General features: G+C 35.4%; 21 protein-coding genes. 6 read left to right on the top strand and 15 right to left on the bottom strand.

What is annotated here, in order from left to right; translation table 11 throughout:
- Window positions 1–13 precede the first annotated feature (13 nt).
- The 4 genes from BWGOE10_RS02315 to nagE form a co-directional block, all read right to left on the bottom strand.
- Window positions 14–208 carry a hypothetical protein gene (locus BWGOE10_RS02315; protein WP_070140769.1) on the bottom strand — a complete coding sequence of 65 codons (195 nt, stop codon included), beginning with the start codon at window positions 206–208 and terminating at the stop codon, window positions 14–16.
- 16 nt (window positions 209–224) lie between these two features.
- Entirely contained in the window at window positions 225–626 is a 402-nt protein-coding gene (locus BWGOE10_RS02310) for a hypothetical protein (protein ID WP_016103463.1), read from the bottom strand.
- Window positions 627–819: 193 nt separating this feature from the next.
- Window positions 820–2,064 carry a serine hydrolase domain-containing protein gene (locus BWGOE10_RS02305; RefSeq protein ID WP_070140768.1) on the bottom strand — a complete coding sequence of 415 codons (1,245 nt, stop codon included), beginning with the start codon at window positions 2,062–2,064 and terminating at the stop codon, window positions 820–822.
- A 262-nt stretch (window positions 2,065–2,326) separates the two neighbouring features.
- A complete protein-coding gene (gene nagE, locus BWGOE10_RS02300; protein ID WP_070140767.1) occupies window positions 2,327–3,832 on the bottom strand; it encodes an N-acetylglucosamine-specific PTS transporter subunit IIBC in 1,506 nt (501 codons plus the stop codon).
- A 324-nt stretch (window positions 3,833–4,156) separates the two neighbouring features.
- Here nagE and glsA point away from each other — a divergent pair, with 324 nt between their 5' ends.
- On the top strand, window positions 4,157–5,086 hold the full coding sequence (gene glsA, locus BWGOE10_RS02295) for a glutaminase A (protein ID WP_070140766.1): 930 nt from the start codon (window positions 4,157–4,159) through the stop codon (window positions 5,084–5,086).
- Window positions 5,087–5,262: 176 nt separating this feature from the next.
- Window positions 5,263–5,604, top strand: a complete 342-nt coding sequence (locus BWGOE10_RS02290) for a DUF3969 family protein (protein WP_070140765.1) — start codon at window positions 5,263–5,265, stop codon at window positions 5,602–5,604.
- Between the two features lie 21 nt (window positions 5,605–5,625).
- On the opposite strand, the gene BWGOE10_RS32695 is transcribed toward BWGOE10_RS02290, so the two are convergent.
- Window positions 5,626–5,784, bottom strand: a complete 159-nt coding sequence (locus BWGOE10_RS32695; RefSeq protein ID WP_000532411.1) for a hypothetical protein — start codon at window positions 5,782–5,784, stop codon at window positions 5,626–5,628.
- Window positions 5,785–5,897: 113 nt separating this feature from the next.
- The gene (gene ytaF / locus BWGOE10_RS02285; RefSeq protein WP_070140764.1) at window positions 5,898–6,509 is read right to left on the bottom strand and encodes a sporulation membrane protein YtaF; all 612 of its coding nucleotides are present in this window, start codon (window positions 6,507–6,509) and stop codon (window positions 5,898–5,900) included.
- A gap of 137 nt (window positions 6,510–6,646) precedes the next feature.
- Here ytaF and BWGOE10_RS02280 point away from each other — a divergent pair, with 137 nt between their 5' ends.
- Complete coding sequence (locus BWGOE10_RS02280; RefSeq protein ID WP_070140763.1) at window positions 6,647–7,300, top strand: helix-turn-helix domain-containing protein; 654 nt, start codon at window positions 6,647–6,649, stop codon at window positions 7,298–7,300.
- Between the two features lie 97 nt (window positions 7,301–7,397).
- On the opposite strand, the gene BWGOE10_RS02275 is transcribed toward BWGOE10_RS02280, so the two are convergent.
- From BWGOE10_RS02275 to BWGOE10_RS02265, 3 genes are all read right to left on the bottom strand, one after another.
- Window positions 7,398–8,663 (bottom strand): acetylornithine deacetylase, encoded by a 1,266-nt coding sequence (locus tag BWGOE10_RS02275; protein ID WP_070140762.1) that lies wholly within the window; start codon window positions 8,661–8,663, stop codon window positions 7,398–7,400.
- A gap of 225 nt (window positions 8,664–8,888) precedes the next feature.
- Window positions 8,889–10,328, bottom strand: coding sequence for an amino acid permease (locus tag BWGOE10_RS02270; protein ID WP_070140761.1), 1,440 nt, complete (start codon window positions 10,326–10,328; stop codon window positions 8,889–8,891).
- A gap of 106 nt (window positions 10,329–10,434) precedes the next feature.
- Window positions 10,435–10,689, bottom strand: coding sequence for a biotin/lipoyl-containing protein (locus BWGOE10_RS02265; protein WP_070140760.1), 255 nt, complete (start codon window positions 10,687–10,689; stop codon window positions 10,435–10,437).
- A 301-nt stretch (window positions 10,690–10,990) separates the two neighbouring features.
- Here BWGOE10_RS02265 and BWGOE10_RS02260 point away from each other — a divergent pair, with 301 nt between their 5' ends.
- The 3 genes from BWGOE10_RS02260 to BWGOE10_RS02250 all read left to right on the top strand — a co-directional run bounded on the left by BWGOE10_RS02260 (window position 10,991) and on the right by BWGOE10_RS02250 (window position 13,498).
- Window positions 10,991–12,394 (top strand): sigma-54 interaction domain-containing protein, encoded by a 1,404-nt coding sequence (locus BWGOE10_RS02260; RefSeq protein WP_070140759.1) that lies wholly within the window; start codon window positions 10,991–10,993, stop codon window positions 12,392–12,394.
- A gap of 80 nt (window positions 12,395–12,474) precedes the next feature.
- Window positions 12,475–12,672, top strand: a complete 198-nt coding sequence (locus tag BWGOE10_RS02255; RefSeq protein WP_070140758.1) for a hypothetical protein — start codon at window positions 12,475–12,477, stop codon at window positions 12,670–12,672.
- A 481-nt stretch (window positions 12,673–13,153) separates the two neighbouring features.
- Entirely contained in the window at window positions 13,154–13,498 is a 345-nt protein-coding gene (locus tag BWGOE10_RS02250) for a DUF4064 domain-containing protein (protein WP_070140757.1), read from the top strand.
- A gap of 43 nt (window positions 13,499–13,541) precedes the next feature.
- Here the strand turns inward: BWGOE10_RS02250 and truA are convergent, their stop codons facing one another.
- From truA to BWGOE10_RS02220, 6 genes are all read right to left on the bottom strand, one after another.
- Window positions 13,542–14,279 (bottom strand): tRNA pseudouridine(38-40) synthase TruA, encoded by a 738-nt coding sequence (gene truA / locus BWGOE10_RS02245; protein WP_070140756.1) that lies wholly within the window; start codon window positions 14,277–14,279, stop codon window positions 13,542–13,544.
- Between the two features lie 56 nt (window positions 14,280–14,335).
- Window positions 14,336–15,715 carry a 23S rRNA (uracil(1939)-C(5))-methyltransferase RlmD gene (rlmD, locus tag BWGOE10_RS02240; RefSeq protein WP_070140755.1) on the bottom strand — a complete coding sequence of 460 codons (1,380 nt, stop codon included), beginning with the start codon at window positions 15,713–15,715 and terminating at the stop codon, window positions 14,336–14,338.
- A gap of 10 nt (window positions 15,716–15,725) precedes the next feature.
- Window positions 15,726–16,589, bottom strand: a complete 864-nt coding sequence (locus BWGOE10_RS02235) for a DNA-3-methyladenine glycosylase family protein (RefSeq protein ID WP_070140754.1) — start codon at window positions 16,587–16,589, stop codon at window positions 15,726–15,728.
- Window positions 16,590–16,648: 59 nt separating this feature from the next.
- A complete protein-coding gene (pdaA, locus tag BWGOE10_RS02230; RefSeq protein WP_070140753.1) occupies window positions 16,649–17,431 on the bottom strand; it encodes a delta-lactam-biosynthetic de-N-acetylase in 783 nt (260 codons plus the stop codon).
- Between the two features lie 125 nt (window positions 17,432–17,556).
- Window positions 17,557–19,077 carry a class I fumarate hydratase gene (fumA, locus tag BWGOE10_RS02225; RefSeq protein ID WP_070140752.1) on the bottom strand — a complete coding sequence of 507 codons (1,521 nt, stop codon included), beginning with the start codon at window positions 19,075–19,077 and terminating at the stop codon, window positions 17,557–17,559.
- 205 nt (window positions 19,078–19,282) lie between these two features.
- Window positions 19,283–19,465, bottom strand: coding sequence for an SE1561 family protein (locus tag BWGOE10_RS02220; RefSeq protein WP_000513558.1), 183 nt, complete (start codon window positions 19,463–19,465; stop codon window positions 19,283–19,285).
- Between the last annotated feature and the right edge of the window lie 115 nt (window positions 19,466–19,580).

The raw sequence follows: 19,580 nt of genomic DNA, 5'->3' as shown, positions 1-19,580 counted from the left end.
ACTTGTATCACTCTTACCCTTCCAAGCGAACATAAGCAATAATAGGAATACGCACAAGTACATCTTCAGGTGGTCCATAAGAAGGAGATGTACGAACGCTTACTGCCCCGTCCGTAACAGATAAAAGAATACCTGCTATAATTTCAACAGCTGTCACAACTTGCACTAATTCACCAACATGGTTACGCAATTCATCAGTAAATAACATATATAAGTCTCCTTTCTTACACTTCTTTCATTGATATAATACTTGTAAATGGTAATAAAACTTCTGTTCCTATTCCTTCTTGCAGCGTTAAGAAATCGTCACCAACTGCTACAATAACACCTGTTAACTGTCCAACCGTCACAGTAATTTCTACGTTTTTCCCTAAATATTGCTTTGCAATTTCCTTAAAAGGTGATGTATTGCATTCTTTTAAAATGTTACAAATAATAGATTGAAATTGACTTGATTCTATAAACTCTTCCGTAGCTTGCTTAGAATTTCTTTGAATAAATCTCGCGAAGTTTTGCGAAAATAAAAGTCGTTCCACAGCAGGCAGTAACTTGTCATCTAAAAAATAACCTAATTGTCTATTAAACAGTCTGGATAATTTGTGCCAATATTTTCTGAACAGACACATACGCTTCTCCTCCTATTATTTTTAAAGTATAAAAAATAACATCCATACATCTTAATGTATACAAAGCGGCTTTTTTTGTGATAGGTAAGACATACATTTTCTAGAACATATTCATTATTTTTGTATTACATTAATTAATAATCGGGGATATATTTTCTCAATACAAAAAAGACTATCCAAAAGGGATAGTCTTTTACACTTCAATATTTCGCAACATCGTATAAATGTCGTTATTCACTTTACCAAATGATTTAATGTTATTTTGAATGTTTGATAATAAAACGACATACACACTTCCGTTTTTACTAAATCCATTTAAGCAATTCCAACCTGGCATTACACCGTGATTTGAATAACTGCCTGGATCTACATACCAGCCAAATCCGTAATCCTTTTTCACGGCTGTAAACATTTGATCATAACTCTCTTTTGAAATTAATTTTCCAGAGAATAGCGCTTCATTAAATAAATATAGATCATGCGCGCTTGTATATATATCACCACAACCATATAATTGTGACATGCTCGGAATATTAGGTGTTGTCATGTTGTTATTCACTATTTTATAACCTGTTGATGGGAACCTTGTTTGCTCTAACGCTTTACCAAAACCAGAATGCTTCATACCAGCAGTTGCAAAAATATGTTGTTTAATATATTCTTCTAGTGGTTGTCCACTTACTTTCTCGGCAATGTAGGCGAGTATAGAGTAGTTCGAATCTGAATACTTCCATTTCTCTCCTGGGCCTGCAATACGCTTTTGGTTTCCTATCCGTTTTATCAACTCTTCATGAGAGATATCTTCTGTTCCCTGCTCATATTCTGGAATCCCTGATGTATGTGTTAATAAATGTTTTAGCTGAATGCTATTACCTTGAGGAAAATCTGGAATATACTTTGCAACCGTATCCTCTACTTGTAATTTATTTTGATCTTTTAATTGCATAATAGCAGTCGCTACAAATGCCTTTGAAATAGAGCCAATATAAAAGGTCGTTTCTGAATTATTCGGTACTTGCTTCTCTTTGTTCGCCATACCGTATCCTTTATTCAAAAGAACTTTTCCGTTCTTCACAATAACAGCTGTTCCACTAAATCCTGCGTTTTGTAAATATTGATCCAATTGAGCGTTTTCATTAATTTCTTGAGGCGGTCCTTCAGCAGGCTGCTCTATAGCTTGCGCTTGTTTCACTTGTTCTTCCTGCTCTTTTTGTTTTTGTGCTTCTTGCTTCTTTTTTTCTTCTTCTTTCTTTTTCAACTCTTCTTGCTTCTTCATTTCTGCTGCTGCTTTTAAAGTTTCCTCTTTTTTATTATGCGCAACAATTTTTGTATACATGAAATATACAAGTGACAGTAGTAGGGCTAGAATGATTGTTCTTTTTATGTATACAATCGACCGATTTGCTTTCCCATTAACAGTATTTTTTTCCTGATCCATGATTACCTTTTTCCCCTTATTTACCGATAATTTAATTCATCTACACAAGACTTATTTCAAATCATTTCCGCAGATTATGGACACTCCATTTTATGTCATCACTACTGTATCATGCACCGAACATATTACCAACCTATATGTTCAAAAAAGAAAAAGAAAATTTATAAAAGTAAGATTCCCTTTAAAAAATTAACAAAAAAAGAGGCTATCCTGTAAAAGACTGTTGTTATCAATCTTTTTGGATATCCTCTTATCTAACTATTTACACATGTTTTTTCATATCATCGGCAACAGATTCAACATTTGTACCTACGATAACTTGTACACTTGTGTTACTTAATTTCATAACGCCTTTTGCACCTGCGCGTTTTAATGCTGGTTCATTTACTAAACCTGCATCTTTCACTTGTAAGCGTAAACGCGTTGCACAGTTATCAATAACTGTTAAGTTTTCTTTTCCGCCTAAAGCTGCTACGTAAGTTTCACCAATTGAACCTGCAACTGGTGCATCACCCTCTTCAGCTAAATCATCTTCATCTTCATCTTCATCTTCACGACCAGGAGTTTTCAAGTCGAACTTCTTAATTAAGAAGTAGAATACTGCAAAGTAAATTGCTGCGTAAATTAAACCTATTCCCGCTAGCAATACTGGTTTTGTTGCAATACCAAAGTTTAAAACGTAATCGATTGCACCGGCACTAAATGAGAAACCATCATGAATGCCAAGTGTTGTTGTAATGAATAAAGAAAGACCTGTTAATACTGCATGAATACCATATAATACTGGTGATAAGAACATGAATGAGAATTCAATTGGTTCTGTAATACCAGTTAAGAATGAAGTTAATGCTAGGCCACCTAACATACCTGTAACCATTTTACGTTTTTCTGGCTTAGCAGCCGCAATCATTGCGAAACATGCTGCCGGTAAACCGAACATCATGATTGGGAAGAAACCAGTCATAAACATACCTGCTGATGGATCTTTTGCGAAGAAGCGTGCAATATCACCATGAACGATATCACCAGCTGCGTTTGTAAAGTCACCAAGTACAAACCAGAAGTATGTGTTCATTACGTGGTGTAAACCGATTGGAATTAATAAACGGTTTAATAATCCGAATAAACCAGCACCAACTGAACCTAAATTCACGATACCGTGTGCTACTGCATCAATACCACTTTGAATTGTTGGCCAAATTTGACCGAATACTAATCCTAAAAGAAGCATTACAATTGAAGTAATGATTGGTACGAAACGTTTCCCTGCAAAGAAACCTAACCATTCTGGTAATTTAATCTTATGGAATTTGTTATATAGTAACCCAGCAACAACCCCAGCAATAATACCACCAAGTATGGCCATATTTATTTTTGGCGTTAACGCCGCTGCTTTTGAAACTTTTGTCATTGTATCTGCTAATTTAGTTGGATCTACCGAACCGACTAAATCCTGAACACTTTTTAATTTATCATTCAGCTCTGCTGCTGAATATGCCTTACTTAGAGCGTTCGTTGTATTTTGTAAAACAAGATATCCGATTGCCCCAGCAAGTCCTGCTGCTCCACTACCATCAATAGACAAACCGATTGCAACACCAATTGCAAAAATAAGTGCTAAATTATCAAAAATTGCTGCACCGGCCTGTGCCATAACAGGAATATTAAATACATCTTCTTGTCCTAAACGAAGCAATAATCCTGCTGCTGGTAGTACGGCGATTGGAAGCATTAACGCTTTACCGATACGTTGTAGAAACTGCAACATTTTAATTCCCCCTATCAAATTTATGAAATCGTTATCATTATAAGTACGCCTTAGAAAACGCTTTCTATTTACATAACCATAATAACATATAGTTGTATAGATGTGTAGTTTTTATTTCCGAACTTTTTATGGATAAGTTTTCTATTCCCAAACTGTTATATAAAAGGAAAATTCTCCTTTTTCAATACAGCATAATCGGAATAGACGACTCACTATAAAACATGTAACTTTCGTTTTATCATTCCACTTTTTCATGTTATTATTTATTTCCGAGCATATCGGGAAAAGTAAACTTAGTTAATTCGAAATAGGAGCGTTGGTACTATGCAGTGCATTGAAACAAACAACTTACAGCAGTTGTTAGAACAAGTAAAACCATATACGAAAAAAGGAAAACTTGCTACTTATATCCCCGAACTAGGAAATGCAGATCCAGATGATTTAGGGATTGCCATTTTCCATAAAGATACAGAATATATCCATGCTGGCAACTCACAAACACTATTTACTCTTCAAAGTATTTCCAAAGTAATTACACTTGCCCTTGCCCTTTTAGATCGTGGTGAAGAATATGTATTTTCTAAAGTTGGAATGGAGCCAACTGGTGACCCTTTCAATTCTATTATTAAGTTAGAAACGACAAGTCCTTCCAAACCTCTTAATCCAATGATTAATGCAGGAGCACTAGCCATTACAAGCATGTTAGCAGGAAAAGATAACGAAGAAAAAATGGAGCATATTCTTCATTTTGTACGTGAAATAACAGATAATCCTACTATTAATTATTCTTCTAAAGTTGCCAATTCAGAATTAAAGACTGCTTACTTAAACCGTTCACTTTGTTACTATATGAAACAAAACGGAATTATCGATTGTGATATTGAAGAACTTATGGATTTATACACTCGTCAATGTGCAGTTGAAGTAAACTGTATCGATTTAGCACGTATTGGCTTAATTTTTGCAATGGACGGCTATGATCCATATAAGAAAAAACAAATTATCCCTAAACACATTACAAAAATTTGTAAAACATTCATGGTTACTTGCGGAATGTATAACGAATCTGGTGAATTTGCAATTCGTGTTGGTATCCCTGCAAAAAGTGGTGTAGCGGGCGGCATTTTCGGCTGCGTAAAGGGAGAAATGGGGATTGGCATTTTCGGACCAGCTTTAGATGCAAACGGAAATAGTATCGCTGGTTTTAAAATTCTTGAACTTCTTTCCGCTCAAGAAGGTTGGAGTATATTTTAATTAGGAAGTTATCCTGCTACATTAGCAGGATTTTTTATTTCACGAAAAATCTAGTTCCATCATGCATCAATACAGTACAAAAAAACAGTGATGAAAGTTTCTCTTTATTATGCATATTTGCTCCCCCCTCCTGAATAATATAGTACAACCTAGCGCTATATGTGGAGGTGTAAAAGATGAAGTTGATATTTCAAATGGAAAAACAACCTGTTCTTGAAAAAACAATTCTTCTTTTTATATTGAGTATTGTAGAAAGCTTGAAGTTAAAAGTTGTTTCACTCGATGAAGCACACCGATACATATTCAATTTAGAGGTGCTTGAATTATTAATGGATCGTAACATTGATGATCAAGTACTAGAACTTATTCATTTCGGAATGGGACTTGAAGACATTCACCATGTGCTTCCTGAAGAACTTGAGCATAGTATTGAGGAACTAAAGTGGCTTTGCATCCAAGTTTTAAGTGAATACAGTATGCATGAAGAATCGGAACAATTAATTGAAGATATACGTTAAAAAGCACCTATGTAGGTGCTTTTAATGTTTTTTCAAACTATTTTTATACGTTTCAATATTTACTGGTAGCTCTTCCTCTTCTAAAGTATGTTCATTTACATCTTTATGAATGAACGCACCTTTAGGTGGTTGATGATCATGCCCTTTTTTCTTATGATCAAATGCTTTCCCGCGTCCCATACGTATCCCCCTTTCTTTAAAAGAAATCCGTATTAGTATGGAGAAAAGTACGTCAATATATGCAATCCCTTGCCGTATTTCCGAGGAAATGCTCGAACATTGCTTTTCTATTTTTATAATAACTGATCTATCCCAATAAGAATTAATAGTACGCCCGCAATTATCGTCGCCCATTTTCCTAAGTACTCCGCTAAAAATCGTTTTCCTACATACGTAAAACCACTAATACAAATAAAACTAAAAATCCCAGAAATACACGCCGTAAGCCAAAGATTTAAATTTGTTACTCCAGCATCAAATCCACCTGCAATATTATTTATGGATAATGCAACTCCTAAAATAATTGCTTCAGAAAAACTAATTGTTTTAGAACCATCAAAATCTGCTTTTTCTGGATCACGTAAAATCCCCATAAGTACACTACCATCTTTAGATCCTAAGGTGTCTTTTTTACCTAAGAAAGGCTGACATAAAATAAACACCCCAATTATTCCTAAAACAATTGCTCCAATAAGGTTTGCCGTGAACTCTGAAATAAATAATGCTATCCAATTCCCAAAAAATCCAGCTAGTAAAGTAAATAAAAATCCCAAAAATGCGATGATAAAATTGTTAAACCACGAAATTCTAATTTTACGAATGCCATACGCAATCCCAACACCCGCATTATCTAAATTAGATGCAATTCCGATTAAAAAAATTGAAAATAAACCTGCCGTACTCATCGTAAAGTCACCCCTTTTCTCACTTTTCAATGCATATTATGAAAATGTTGAGCAACTGTGCCTGTCTGTTTCATATACTTGTAATAAATGCTCAACATTTTTTCAACGATAGACAATAGAAAAGGAGTGCCTACATTATGCCCAATAAAAATCCAAATGAGCGGCTTGGTAAATTAATAAAGAAACTGTTAAAGGAGCGCGCTCTATCTATGCGCCAACTAGGAACACTGACAAATATTGATCCTGCAACAATTTCAAGAATAATTAATGGCAAACAACAACCAAAGCAAAACCATTTACAAAAATTCGCAAAATGTCTACAAGTTCCACCGCAATTATTACTTGATGCAATGTACCCTGACTCTCCACACATAAATAAGGAAAAAGCAGATATGTACACATCTCTCGATACAATTCAGCAAACATTACAATCCTCTAACCTATTCGACTTCGAATACACAACAACTCGTGTGAAACAAGAACTTGAAAATTACGAGCGCTATGCTCAAACTACTGAAGGCGAAAAACGTATTCACGAGAGTTTCAAAAGTAAACTAGAACAAATTGATAGTGCCGGTCCTTTCATTGAGCAATTAACAAATATGTACCAACAATTTTGTACAGAAACCATTTCAAACGAAGAACGTGCAATTATTGGGGGTGCCTTACTATATTTCATTTTATCAACAGACATTATCCCCGATTATCTTTTTCCAATTGGCTATTTAGATGATGCAATTGCCGTTGAATTAGCTAAAGAAAAATTAATTGAAATAAAACGAAAAGCATAGAAAAATAAAGAACTATTTCAGTTGTTTATGTTCAACTCTGAAATAGTTCACTAAAAAAGCGTACAAGTACATACCTGCATGATTTCAACATACTAATCTATTTTTTTGTATGACACCATTCATATATGAATGCTGTTATTACTTTTGTAAATTCAATTAACTGCTCAACTTCAACTTTCTCATTTATTGAATGAGCTTCTTCTAATGTACCTGGTCCGTAAATAACAGCTGGAATGTTAAACTCACTAAACCATCCGCCATCAGTTACTGTAGCAGACATATCTAAAGTTGCGACTTTCTTTAATATAGATTCATGTGCAGAACTTAGTTTCTGAATAGCCGGATGACTACTATCTACTTCTAAAGAAGGAAAAATCTCACCTCGATCAACAATCATTGATTCTCCGCCCCACTTAAATTGTGGTGGGTTCTCACTTAACCATAGATCTGCTGCTGCCACTTTTCCTATATACTCTTCTATTATTTGTTCATGTGTTTCATTTGGATAAAAGTGCACCGTTATCCATAACCTGCATTCATCTGCAATAAACGCTGCATGACGTCCACCTTCAATAACAGCTGGATTAATTGTTGTTGTTCCAGATGGATAGCCTTCATATGTTTTCATGACTGCCCAATGACGCTCTAATTCTTGTAAACTTTGCACAATTTTCATCATTTTTTCAATCGCACTCGCTCCAAATAGACGTCCTCCAGCATGGATCATTTGTCTACGTGTTGCATCATGAAACGTTTGCGGGCTTTTCACAGTAATCCATCCAGTAATTACGCCACCCTGCCCTTGCATATGTAAATTACTTGTATCAACCACTACTGCAAAATCAGCATCATAACCACGCTTACAACATTGAAGTGTTCCTGCTTCTCCCACTTCTTCTCCAATTACCGATTGAAACATTAAGTCACCTGGCAATTCAATTCCCGCTTCTTCTAAAAGCTGAATAGCAAATAAGGCTCCAGCTAGTCCACCTTTCATATCTGCCGCGCCTCTCCCAACTAACCAACCATCTTTTATAAACGGCTCAAACGGCTTTGTTTCCCATGCCTCATCTACCGATACTTCAGCTACATCCATATGGCCATTAATAATAAGACTTTTATACAACTCACTTTCCGTCCCTTTTTTTACCCCAACAACATTCGGATCATTTGGATATACATCCCATTTATCAATACTAAAATTTCGTTTTTTTAGAAACTCCGCAACAAATTCCTGTGCCTCATTTGTATTTCTTGCTGGTGGTGCTGGTGTTTCAAAACGAATTAAAGTTTTTGTAAGTTCTAGTAGCTCCTCTTTTCGTAAATCAATCTGTTCTAATAGCTGTGAAACTTCTTGATTCATTGCTAATTCCCCTTTGCATACGTAGTATGTTTCCAGCTTTATTTTCACAAAAAAAGAGACTGTTTACAATCTTACAGTCTCCAAATTAATCACTATTATAAAGTGAAACTATAATCAGTGGGGGGGCATCCCCCACTGATTATTAGCCTTCACCAATCGGGCGTTTACGGGCAGTTTATCTCCCACCTAACTTCTTTGCTCCAGCCGAATTTTGAAGTGGGAGTTTTACTGCCCGTTAATGCGGGGTAAACTTTCTAATTCGGTTGTATTTGTCTTTTCAATATGTTCTACTTTACTTCTCTTATTTTTGGTAGCACGGTAAAACAGTAAACAAATAATCATAAATGGAATACCACAATACAATGCCATTCTTTGTTCCGGAATAAAAGCCATACCAACGATTACTGTTAAATTTAATACTAACGCAAGAAGTGGGACAAATGGATACAATGGTGTTTTAAATTTCAAGTCCTTAACATCTCCACCTTGCTTAATGTATGACCTTCTAGCTAATAAGTTAGATAGAGCAATAGATGCCCAAACTAATATTGCTCCGAACCCTGCAATTGAAAGAAGCCATAAATAAACTGTATCTTCCGCATAAATACCTGATAATAATGAGAGACACCCTACAAACGTACTTACAATCAATGCATAAATAGGAACACCGTTTTTAGATAATTTACCAAAAATCGGGCTAATCATTCCTTGATTCGACATAGACCATAGCATACGGGAAGTTGCATATAATCCTGAATTCGCAACTGATAGTACCGCTGTAATAATAACGAAATTTATAATATCTGCCGCATAAGGAATCCCAATTTTATCAAATACAACTACAAATGGACTTTCTATCACGCCTGCTTGCTGCCAAGGAAATAGTCCCGCAAGAATAAAAATAGATAGTACAAAGAAAATAAGTATGCGCCAAACCGTATTATTAATTGCCTTCGGGATAGTTTTCTCTGGATTTTCACTCTCACCAGCTGCAATACCAACTAGTTCTGTTCCTTGGAAAGAAAAATTAACTGCAATCATCGTAATTAAAATGGCTGATAATCCATTTGGGAACAATCCACCATAATCAGTAAAGCTAGAAAACATCGGCGCTGGTTCATTTCCTTTCATATCTAGAAAACCAAACATTGCTGCCCCGCCCAAAATAATAAATGCAATGATCGTAATTACTTTAATACTTGCAAACCAAAATTCAACTTCCGCAAAACTTCTTGAAGATAATGCATTAATAGCAAAGAGCAACACTGCGAACACTACACACCAAATCCATGACGGTACATCAGGAAACCATCGTTTCATCAAAATACTAACTGCAATTAATTCAATACCTATCGTAGCAGACCAGTTTAGCCACGACATCCATCCCACTACATAACCCGCTGCAGGGGAAATGTGCTTTGTAGCATACGTTTGATAAGATCCTGCGTCCGGCATCGCAACCGCTAACTCTCCAAGGCAGAGCATCGTTAAATACATAACAAACCCGCCTACAAGATACGCTACAATGGCTCCTCCAGGTCCAGCTTCATGAATCGTATAACCTGATCCTAAAAAAAGCCCAGTACCAATAACACCTCCGAGTGCAATCATAAATATGTGCCGACTTTTCAATTCCCTTTTTAATCCTTGGTTTTGATCCATTATATAAATCCCCCCTTTTCACTTTGCAAATCCATTTAATGTAAGCGTTTTAAAAATTCTTCATAGTAAAAATAATTATTTAAAAGAGCAAAAATACATATTACTTATATTAATCACTACCTGTTATTAAAAGGTCATCCCTCACTGTTATTAATAGTTTTTGATCAGCGATAGCTTGTCCTTCTACCACTTCTAATGATTCGATATAACCACTGATTCCCACTTTAATTTCCACTTGCTGCTTATCTATTGTTTCAATTAACGCTAATTTTTCCCACTCATATACGTAAGAACTTTCAGTAACAAATAATTTCTCTACTTTCCCGTAACAAGGACTATACACACCTTCTATAACCATCTTCACTTTATAAATTCCTCCCTCTTATTAATTGGCACTGAAACGTTGCATAACCTATAAAGATTCATAATCCCCCTACTCTTTAAATTTAGAGATCTTAACTACTATTCATGCAAAATACGTACCAACCTCAACACCTATGTAAAATTGGGCTTTCTTACGAAAAAAATCTACATAACCGCAAAATTTTTTTATCATTTGAAAAGTTTTAAGAGAAAATAGAAAAAAAATTTTGCGATTTTATAAGAATTTTAATAAAATTATAAAAAGTCAGTCTTCATAGGGTATAACGAGGAGAAGATAATATATGCATACAGAAGAAATCAATTTTAAAAAGATTATTGAAATGAATGTGCTATACGAAACTTTACTCAATGAACTCGATATCGGGATTCATATTATTAATGAGGAAAGTAAAACGATTATCTATAACCGCAAAATGATGGAAATTGAATCAATGGATCGCTTAGATGTGCTAGATAAAAATCCTTTAGAAGTATTTGCATTTGAAGAAAATAAAAATAGTACTCTTATAGAGGCATTAAAACTTGGAAAAACAAACAAAAATATAAAACAAACGTATTTTAACAATAAAGGACAAGAGATTACGACGATTAACGATACTTTTCCTATAATAGAAAATGGAAAAATTAAAGGCGCTATTGAAATTTCAAAAGAAATTAGTAATTTAAAGCAAATAATGAAAACAAACCTTTCTCGAAAACAAAATACTAAGTTTACCTTTAATCACATAATTGGTGATTCTAGAGCTATTCAATCGGTCATTGCAGAAGCAAAGAGAGTAATACGTACATCCTCCTCCATACTTATCATCGGAGAAACAGGGACCGGTAAAGAGCTATTTGCGCAAAGCATCCATAATGAAAGTCAGCGTTCAATAAAACCATTTATTTCGCAAAACTGTGCCGCTATACCAGAAACCTTAATGGAAAGTCTACTATTTGGTACGAATCGAGGTGCTTTTACAGGAGCAATAGATAAACCTGGTTTATTTGAAGAAGCAAACGGCGGGACTTTATTATTAGATGAAATCAATTCGTTAAGCCCCACACTTCAAGCTAAGTTATTGCGGGCTATACAAGAAAAAACAATACGAAGAATCGGAGGCACACAAGAAAAAGAAATTGATGTTCGTATTATAGCAGCTATTAATGAAGATCCTCTTGAAGCCATAACACACAATCGATTAAGGCAAGACTTATATTACCGATTAAGCGTTGTTACTTTATGTCTTCCACCTTTACGGGAACGAAAAGAAGATATTTCAGCTCTTATTCAGCACTTTATCGAAAAGTATAACACTCAATTTGGGCTCAGCGTAACGGATATAGATGTACATGTAAGAGAATTCTTTTATGCACACGATTGGCCCGGAAACGTAAGAGAATTGGAACATATAATAGAAGGTTCAATGAACTTAATAGAAGATGAAAATATCATTACAGCGTTTCATCTTCCCACTCGCTTTCGCGAACGAATAAAAAAAGAATTTCATATACACCCTTCCCTAAATAGTCAGAATGCTGATACACCTAAAACTTTAAAGCGCACAATAGAAGAAATGGAAAAGAACTACATCAATCAAATCCTTAAAGAGAATCATGGTAATATCTCACAAGCGGCAAAGTTTTTAGGATTGAGTAGACAAAACTTACAATATCGAATAAAAAAACTGCATTTGCACATATAAAATGAACATACTACTAAGTGTAAAGAAATGGAAAACTTTGTTATAATAAACATATAACATGCTATAAAGGGGCGATATATATGAGTAATGATAAGAAATTGAAATTATTACACTACTTAGGCCTTTTCCCTACCATTTTATGTATGATGCTATTCATTGATATGAACAGCCTTCCTTATGCAAAGTTACTAGGAACAATTAGCGGCTCCTTTGCGGCTATTATGCTTGCTGCTTTTTGGAATTTGAAGCTACGTATGAAAAGAGAAAAATCTTCTTAAACGAACAAAGTTAATTATCATAAAAAACACGAGACGGTTACCGCTCTCGTGTTTTTTCATTCTACTCTCTTTATCTCAATGATTTGAAATTTAACTCAAAATTAGTTATATACTGAAAAAATGTACTTTAGTAAAATCGACAAATTTCGACATTCTGTTTTCATTATATTTGTTATCATATAAGTTCTAAATCTGACATTTCAACATCTCTGAAGATTGTTTATATAAAGTGAAACTTTAATCAGTGGGGGTTTTGTTCATCCCCCACTGATTATTAGCCTTCACCAATCGGGCGTTTACGGGCAGCCCGACTCCCACCTAACTTCTTTGCTCCAGTCGAATTTTGAGGTGGGAGTTTTACTGCACGGCAAATAGCGGGATAAACTTCACTTATGTTAATAACATGTAGTTCATTTTGTTGAACTAACAAATTGTGAGTTGGATGAAAAAGCTAATAAATATTTTCTAAAAGGTGGTTACTATGAAAAGAACAACAGAATTTGTATTAGGACTAATCGGTGGTATATTCGGGATTTTATGTGCATTCATCGCTTTATTTATCGGAGGCGTTGGAGCAGCTGTTGAAGCTGACGGAGCTAATCAAGTTATTGGATTAGGCTGGGCTGCTGTAGCTCTTTCAATTTTAGGAGTTGTTGGATGTATTATGGTTAAGAGCAAAGCTAAAGCAGGCGGTATTATGATGACTATCGCTGCTATTGGTGGATTTATTTGTATTTCTGTTATTTACTTATTACCAGGTGTTTTATTATTAATTGGAGGGTTAATGGGGATTTTCCGAAAAGATAAAACTACTGTATCAGCGTAAAAAAAGCACTCAAATGAGTGCTTTTTTTCGTATCCATATCTTTTTAAAACTCAACACTCTCCAAATACAATCCGCTCGCCTCAGCAAGACAATTAATTTGATTGCGTTGTTTTTCCTCTAAAATGTTTGGAATTGCTTCAGCATCTAATTGTCCTAATCCAACTTCAATTAATGCCCCAACAATTTTTCGCACCATGTTATGAAGGAATCCGTTACCACTTATTCTAATTTGTACAAATCCTGATTCTTCGGAAACATCAAGTGTATACACTTCTCGAACCATAGATTTCTTCTTAGACTTTGCATTTGAAAAAGCAGTGAAGTCATGTGAACCAATTAAATGTTGTGCAGCCGTCTTCATGCTCTCCACATTTAATTTTTTATTAACATGCATGCTATATTTACGCATAAATGGGTGCGTATGCTCTTCATTCCAAATTTTATATAAATATGTTTTTGCCTTAGAATTGTAACGAGCATGGAAGCGGTCTGAAACTTCTTCTACATCTGTAATACTAATATCATTTGGTAAATATTGATTTAAATACTTTTTCACTTTATGTTCTACTAACTTCTCATCACTTTTAAAGTTAGCTACTTGATTTAAAGCATGTACACCAGCGTCTGTTCTGCTACAGCCGATAATTTCAATTTCTTTTCCGATCATTTCAGATATTACGCTTTCGATTTTCCCTTGAATCGTATTATCGTTATTACCAAGACGCTGCCACCCTTTATAACGCGCACCGTCATACTGAATCGTTAATTTATAATTGTGCATAGTATTCTCCTTCATAGAAAATATTCCCTCATACCATGAGGGAATATTAATAAACTTTACTTTCTAACAAGCTTCACTACATTTTCTACATGAGCTGTATGCGGGAACATATCAACTGGCTGTACATACTCCACTTCATAGCTCTGCATTAATGTTTCCACGTCACGTGCTAATGAGGAAGGATTACAAGACACGTAAACAACTTGTTTCGGTTTCACTTTTAAAATCGTTTCCAGTAATTTATCATCGCAACCTGTACGTGGTGGATCGACAACAATTACATCTGGACGCCATCCTTCTTTTACCCACTTTGGTAACCATTGTTCAGCTTTTCCAGCTTCATATTTTGTATTTGTAAATCCGTGGCGTTTTGCATTTTTCTTTGCATCTTCAATCGCTTCTGGAATTACATCCATACCACGTACTTCCGCTGCATCATTCGCAAGCCAAAGTCCAATCGTACCGACACCGCAATATGCATCCACAATCTTCTCGTTTCCTGTTAAAGCAGCTGCTTTTTTCGCTTCATCGTATAAAACAACCGTTTGTTCTGGATTTAATTGGAAGAATGCGCGTGCTGATAATTCAAATGATAAATCACCTAGTGTTTCTTGAATTACTTCTTTTCCAGCTAATTTAAATGTTTTATCACCGAAAATAACAGATGTTTTACGCCAGTTTACGTTTTGCATAATTGATTTAACACTTGGCATCTGTTTTTGTACTTCTGCGATAAATTGATCTTTATTTGGTAATTCTTCTTTTGTTGTAATAAGTGTGACTTGCACTTCCCCTGTTTGAACTGCAGTACGTGTCACAATTGTACGTACTAAACCTTTTTGTTTTTTCTCATTATAAATAGATATATTTAATTTTTCTAATATACGTCTTACAACTTTTGTCGCTTCATTCGTTGCTTTATGTTGAATCATACAATGAGAAATATCAATTAACTGATGTGAGTTTTGTTTATATAACCCCGTAATAACCTTTTCGTCTTTACGTCCTACTTGTAGTTGACTCTTATTACGATAATGCCATGGATTTCCCATGCCAAGCGTTGGACGAATTTTCTCTTCTAGACTGTTGTTCATATACTTCTCGAATGCTTGTACAACGATATCACGTTTTTGATTTAATTGTTCTTTATAATCTAAATGCTGCAATTGACATCCACCGCATTCTTCATATACTGGACACGGTGCTTTCACACGATGTGGTGATGATTTACGAACTTTTTTCACTTTCGCTTCAGCGAAGCCACGCTGGATTTTCGTTGCTTCCGCAACGACTTCTTCTCCTGGTAATGCCCCTGGAATGAATACAACTTGTCTCTTAAAATAACCAACGCCTTCTCCGTTAATCCCAAGACGTTTAATTGTCACAGGAAACGTTTGACCAACTTCCAACTTACTCTCTTGTTGCTTTTGTATCATTATTACACCTCTACTCTATACTTTTCCATAAATATAACGCAGCATAACTGCAGTATGGTTCACACTCTTGTTTCACTTTTTCTAAAAATGCATCATCCGGCTTATCATCTAATTGAAATACACCTTGCACTGCACGCTGGATCCCGATATCTGCTTTCGGAAACATATTTTTCCGCCCAAGCCCAAACATTAAAAAGTTTTGCACTGTCCATGCACCAATCCCCCTAATTGGTAACAATTGTGCCGATACTACTTCTTCCGTCTCGGTTTCTATACTCGCTAAATCTAGCGTACCGCTGGCAATACTTTTTGCTAATCCTACTATATATTCAGCCTTCCGCTGACTAAACTTCTGCTCTCTCAACTCTTCTATTGAAATATTTGCTACTATTTCCGGAGTGGGGAAAAAGAATACACCGTTCTTCTCTGTTCCATATCGTTTTACAAATTGTTCTGTTAACACAGTAGCAAATTTCAAATTTATTTGTTGATGAATGATGCAGCGAAGAAGACAAGCGAAATAATCAAATTCTAAAATAATTGGAGTATAGGCATACATTTCAAATAGTGGACGTAACGATGTGTTTAAAAAATGATTTTGTATATTTTGAAACGGATCATTCCAGTGAAAGATGGACTTCATTCGTTTCATTACTTTCTCCGGATCTCCTGTCTGACTAGAAATCCAAAACTGTGGATTTTGAACAGTACCAACCCCTTGCAAGCGAACAACAACCTGTTCCTCATCTATACAAAGCGGGACATAAATGACTTTCTCATCTAATTGAATGACGTTGAGAGGATCAAAAGATAAACGCTTTAATACCTCTTCAAAATGATACGGATACTCTAACGTAACATGTTCGCCCCACATACGTTTCCCCATCCTTTTTATACATCATTATAGCATGAGAAAACCGCAAGCATACATGCTTACGGTTGATTGCTTTTTACTAAATCATCTAGGCTTTTAAAATGATACCCTTTCTCGCGCAAATCATCAATGATTTTCGCAAGTGCTTCTGCATTATCTTTTGATATTGCATGAAGTAACAAAACAGATCCTGGATGAATCATAGTCATTACATTATTATGAGCGTATTGCCATCCTCTTTGCTGATCTACTTTCCAGTCCAGAAATGCAAGCGACCAAAACACGTTATAATATCCCATTTCTTTCGTAAGAGCTAATGTTCTTTCGCTAAATACACCTCGCGGAGGGCGTACATATTTCACTTCCTTTTGCCCTGTTACTTTTTTAATCTCTTCCGTTACACTTGTTAATTCTTCACGAAGTTTTGCATCATTAACTGTTGTAAAATCAGGATGACTCCACGAATGATTTCCAATAATATGTCCTTCGTTTTTCATTCTTAATAGCAAATCTTTTTGTGTTTTTATATAATGCCCTGTTACAAAGAAAGTTGCGGGCACTTTTTTCTCTTTTAATACATCTAAAATCTGTCCTGTGTATCCATTCTCATATCCATTATCGAACGTTAAATAAATATCTTTTTTCTTCGTATCCCCTAAATAAAATCCGCCATTTTTTTGTAGCAATTCTGTATAAAGTTTCCCTGCATCTGGTACTGTTTCATTTTTAGGACGCGGAATTCCCCAGTTATGTGGTGTATTCGTATAAGCAAATGTTGAAACTGGAACAAGTGCCATCATAATTGAAAAAATGAGACCTATATATAACCATTTATATTTCATAAATAGTCTCCTTTCCATATATAATCGTACCTGTAGTTTCTGTTTCCCTGCTTTCTTTCATGCTGAACATGTTTTTCTATATATACCAAAAAATGCACCTCGAATAATTCGAGATGCATTTCTCTTTACTTAAATACAGGTTCTTTAAAGCTCGCCAATTTTTCAAGTGATGTTTTATCAACATCAGCATGTAGACTTTTACCATGAGAATCCATCGTTACAACTGCTTTAAAACCATCGATACGTAAATGCCACATTGCCTCTGGGATACCGAATTGTAAGAAATCAACATCTTTCACTTCTTTAATACATTCAGCATAATATTGTGCTGCACCACCAATTGCATTTAAGTACACGCCACCGTGTTCTTCTAAAGCAGCTAATGTTTTAGCACCCATACCACCTTTACCAATTACAGCACGAATACCGAACTTTTTCATAATATCGCCTTGATATGGCTCTTCACGAATACTTGTCGTTGGACCTGCCGCTTTAATTTGCCAATTATCATTTTCATCTTTCACTACAACTGGACCACAGTGATAAATAATTTGTCCCTTTAAGTCTACTGGACAATCGTTATCCATTAAATGCTTATGGATTGCGTCACGGCCTGTATACATCATGCCATTAATTGTTACAACATCACCAACGCGAAGTTCACGAATTTGCTCTTCTGTAATTGGTGCTTGCAATACAATCTCACGTTGCTCTGTTTTTTCTTGTACTTCTTGCTGAAGTGTATCGTCACCTTCTTGATATAGCCAATCCATAATTTCTCCTGTTTCAGGATGGATTTTCACACCAAGGCGGCGATATGCCCAACAATTATACGCAACAGATACGTAGAAGCTCGCTGGCAAACGATTATATACTCCGATTTTACAACCTAATAAAGTTGTTTCTCCGCCAAATCCCATCGTACCGATGCCAAGCTTATTCGCATTCTCTAATACATACTCTTCAAGCTTGTGTAATTCTGGAACTGGATTTACATCATCTAATGTACGGAATAATTGATTTTTTGCTAATTCGTAACCTGATGTGCGGTCTCCCCCGATACCGACGCCGATTACCCCTGCGCTACACCCTTGGCCTTGCGCTTGATATACTGCATGAAGAAGGCATTTACGAATTCCTTCTAAATCACGCCCAGCTCGTCCAAGTCCTTCTATTTCACAAGGCAAGCTATATTGAATATTTTTATTCTCACAACCGCCGCCCTTTAAAATTAAACGTGCATCAATGTAATCTTTTTCCCATTGTTCAAACTTAATAACAGGTGTACCTGGTCCTAAATTGTTTCCGCTATTGTCTCCAAAAAGAGAATCAACAGAGTTTGGACGAAGTTTACCATCTTTTGTCGCCCGCTCAAGCGCACTATAGATAGCTTCCTTCACTTTTAATTGATTCACACCAACTGGTGTATAAATTTTAAATGTTGGCATCCCTGTATCTTGGCAAATCGGCGAGATATTATCATCTGCCATTTTAATGTTATTCGTAATTGTGCCAAGTGCCATCGCTGAACGAGTCCCTGCGTTTTCTCGCTCTTTCGCTTGTTGAATCGCACGACGAACATCTTTCGGTAAGTTCGTTGACGTTTCAACAACTAGTTGATACATGCTTTCTTGAAGCTTTTCCATTGTACTTCCCCCTCAATTGTGAACGCTACCAAAACGTTATGAGATGAAAATTCCATCGTTATGCTCTTCAGCTTTTTATTTATTTCACGCTATTAAAGTATAAATGAAATTTTTCACAACTTGATTATACCTTTTTTTCTATATTCCTTCTATTATCCGCACAGAAAAAGGCTACCAATTTTGTATTGGCAGCCTTTTTAATATATTATTCGTCTTTTTTAAATTGCTCACATTTCAGTTCTAATTCATCTAACATCGCAAGAAGACGATCTACATCTTCTAACTCTACTTCTTCAGGTTCAATTGTATCAATTACTTCAATGAACATATTTAAACGCTCTTTTAAATATACTAATTGTGTATCTTTATCTTGAATTGCTTTTCCCATGAAGGCACTCTCCTTTTAATTCGAGTTGCTTTTATTATACCGCAAAAATGATTGCTATGGGCATGAAATTTCATCAATTTTGTCACGGTCATCCGCTATAATGTAAGCCCTCTCT

The organism is Bacillus mycoides (assembly GCF_001757995.1).
GTDB lineage: Bacteria > Bacillota > Bacilli > Bacillales > Bacillaceae_G > Bacillus_A > Bacillus_A mycoides_B.
Note: the sequence above shows the minus strand (reverse complement) of the source record. Positions and strands in the feature narration are given on the sequence as shown.

What these genes read in the sequence shown, in the direction of transcription:
- BWGOE10_RS02315 (WP_070140769.1), bottom strand. Translation starts at nt 208, where the DNA reads ATGTTATTTACTGATGAATTGCGTAACCATGTTGGTGAATTAGTGCAA.
- BWGOE10_RS02310 (WP_016103463.1), bottom strand. Translation starts at nt 626, where the DNA reads ATGTGTCTGTTCAGAAAATATTGGCACAAATTATCCAGACTGTTTAAT.
- BWGOE10_RS02305 (WP_070140768.1), bottom strand. Translation starts at nt 2,064, where the DNA reads ATGGATCAGGAAAAAAATACTGTTAATGGGAAAGCAAATCGGTCGATT.
- nagE (WP_070140767.1), bottom strand. Translation starts at nt 3,832, where the DNA reads ATGTTGCAGTTTCTACAACGTATCGGTAAAGCGTTAATGCTTCCAATC.
- glsA (WP_070140766.1), top strand. Translation starts at nt 4,157, where the DNA reads ATGCAGTGCATTGAAACAAACAACTTACAGCAGTTGTTAGAACAAGTA.
- BWGOE10_RS02290 (WP_070140765.1), top strand. Translation starts at nt 5,263, where the DNA reads ATGAAGTTGATATTTCAAATGGAAAAACAACCTGTTCTTGAAAAAACA.
- BWGOE10_RS32695 (WP_000532411.1), bottom strand. Translation starts at nt 5,784, where the DNA reads ATGGGACGCGGGAAAGCATTTGATCATAAGAAAAAAGGGCATGATCAT.
- ytaF (WP_070140764.1), bottom strand. Translation starts at nt 6,509, where the DNA reads ATGAGTACGGCAGGTTTATTTTCAATTTTTTTAATCGGAATTGCATCT.
- BWGOE10_RS02280 (WP_070140763.1), top strand. Translation starts at nt 6,647, where the DNA reads ATGCCCAATAAAAATCCAAATGAGCGGCTTGGTAAATTAATAAAGAAA.
- BWGOE10_RS02275 (WP_070140762.1), bottom strand. Translation starts at nt 8,663, where the DNA reads ATGAATCAAGAAGTTTCACAGCTATTAGAACAGATTGATTTACGAAAA.
- BWGOE10_RS02260 (WP_070140759.1), top strand. Translation starts at nt 10,991, where the DNA reads ATGCATACAGAAGAAATCAATTTTAAAAAGATTATTGAAATGAATGTG.
- BWGOE10_RS02255 (WP_070140758.1), top strand. Translation starts at nt 12,475, where the DNA reads ATGAGTAATGATAAGAAATTGAAATTATTACACTACTTAGGCCTTTTC.
- BWGOE10_RS02250 (WP_070140757.1), top strand. Translation starts at nt 13,154, where the DNA reads ATGAAAAGAACAACAGAATTTGTATTAGGACTAATCGGTGGTATATTC.
- truA (WP_070140756.1), bottom strand. Translation starts at nt 14,279, where the DNA reads ATGCACAATTATAAATTAACGATTCAGTATGACGGTGCGCGTTATAAA.
- rlmD (WP_070140755.1), bottom strand. Translation starts at nt 15,715, where the DNA reads ATGATACAAAAGCAACAAGAGAGTAAGTTGGAAGTTGGTCAAACGTTT.
- BWGOE10_RS02235 (WP_070140754.1), bottom strand. Translation starts at nt 16,589, where the DNA reads ATGTGGGGCGAACATGTTACGTTAGAGTATCCGTATCATTTTGAAGAG.
- pdaA (WP_070140753.1), bottom strand. Translation starts at nt 17,431, where the DNA reads ATGAAATATAAATGGTTATATATAGGTCTCATTTTTTCAATTATGATG.
- fumA (WP_070140752.1), bottom strand. Translation starts at nt 19,077, where the DNA reads ATGGAAAAGCTTCAAGAAAGCATGTATCAACTAGTTGTTGAAACGTCA.
- BWGOE10_RS02220 (WP_000513558.1), bottom strand. Translation starts at nt 19,465, where the DNA reads ATGGGAAAAGCAATTCAAGATAAAGATACACAATTAGTATATTTAAAA.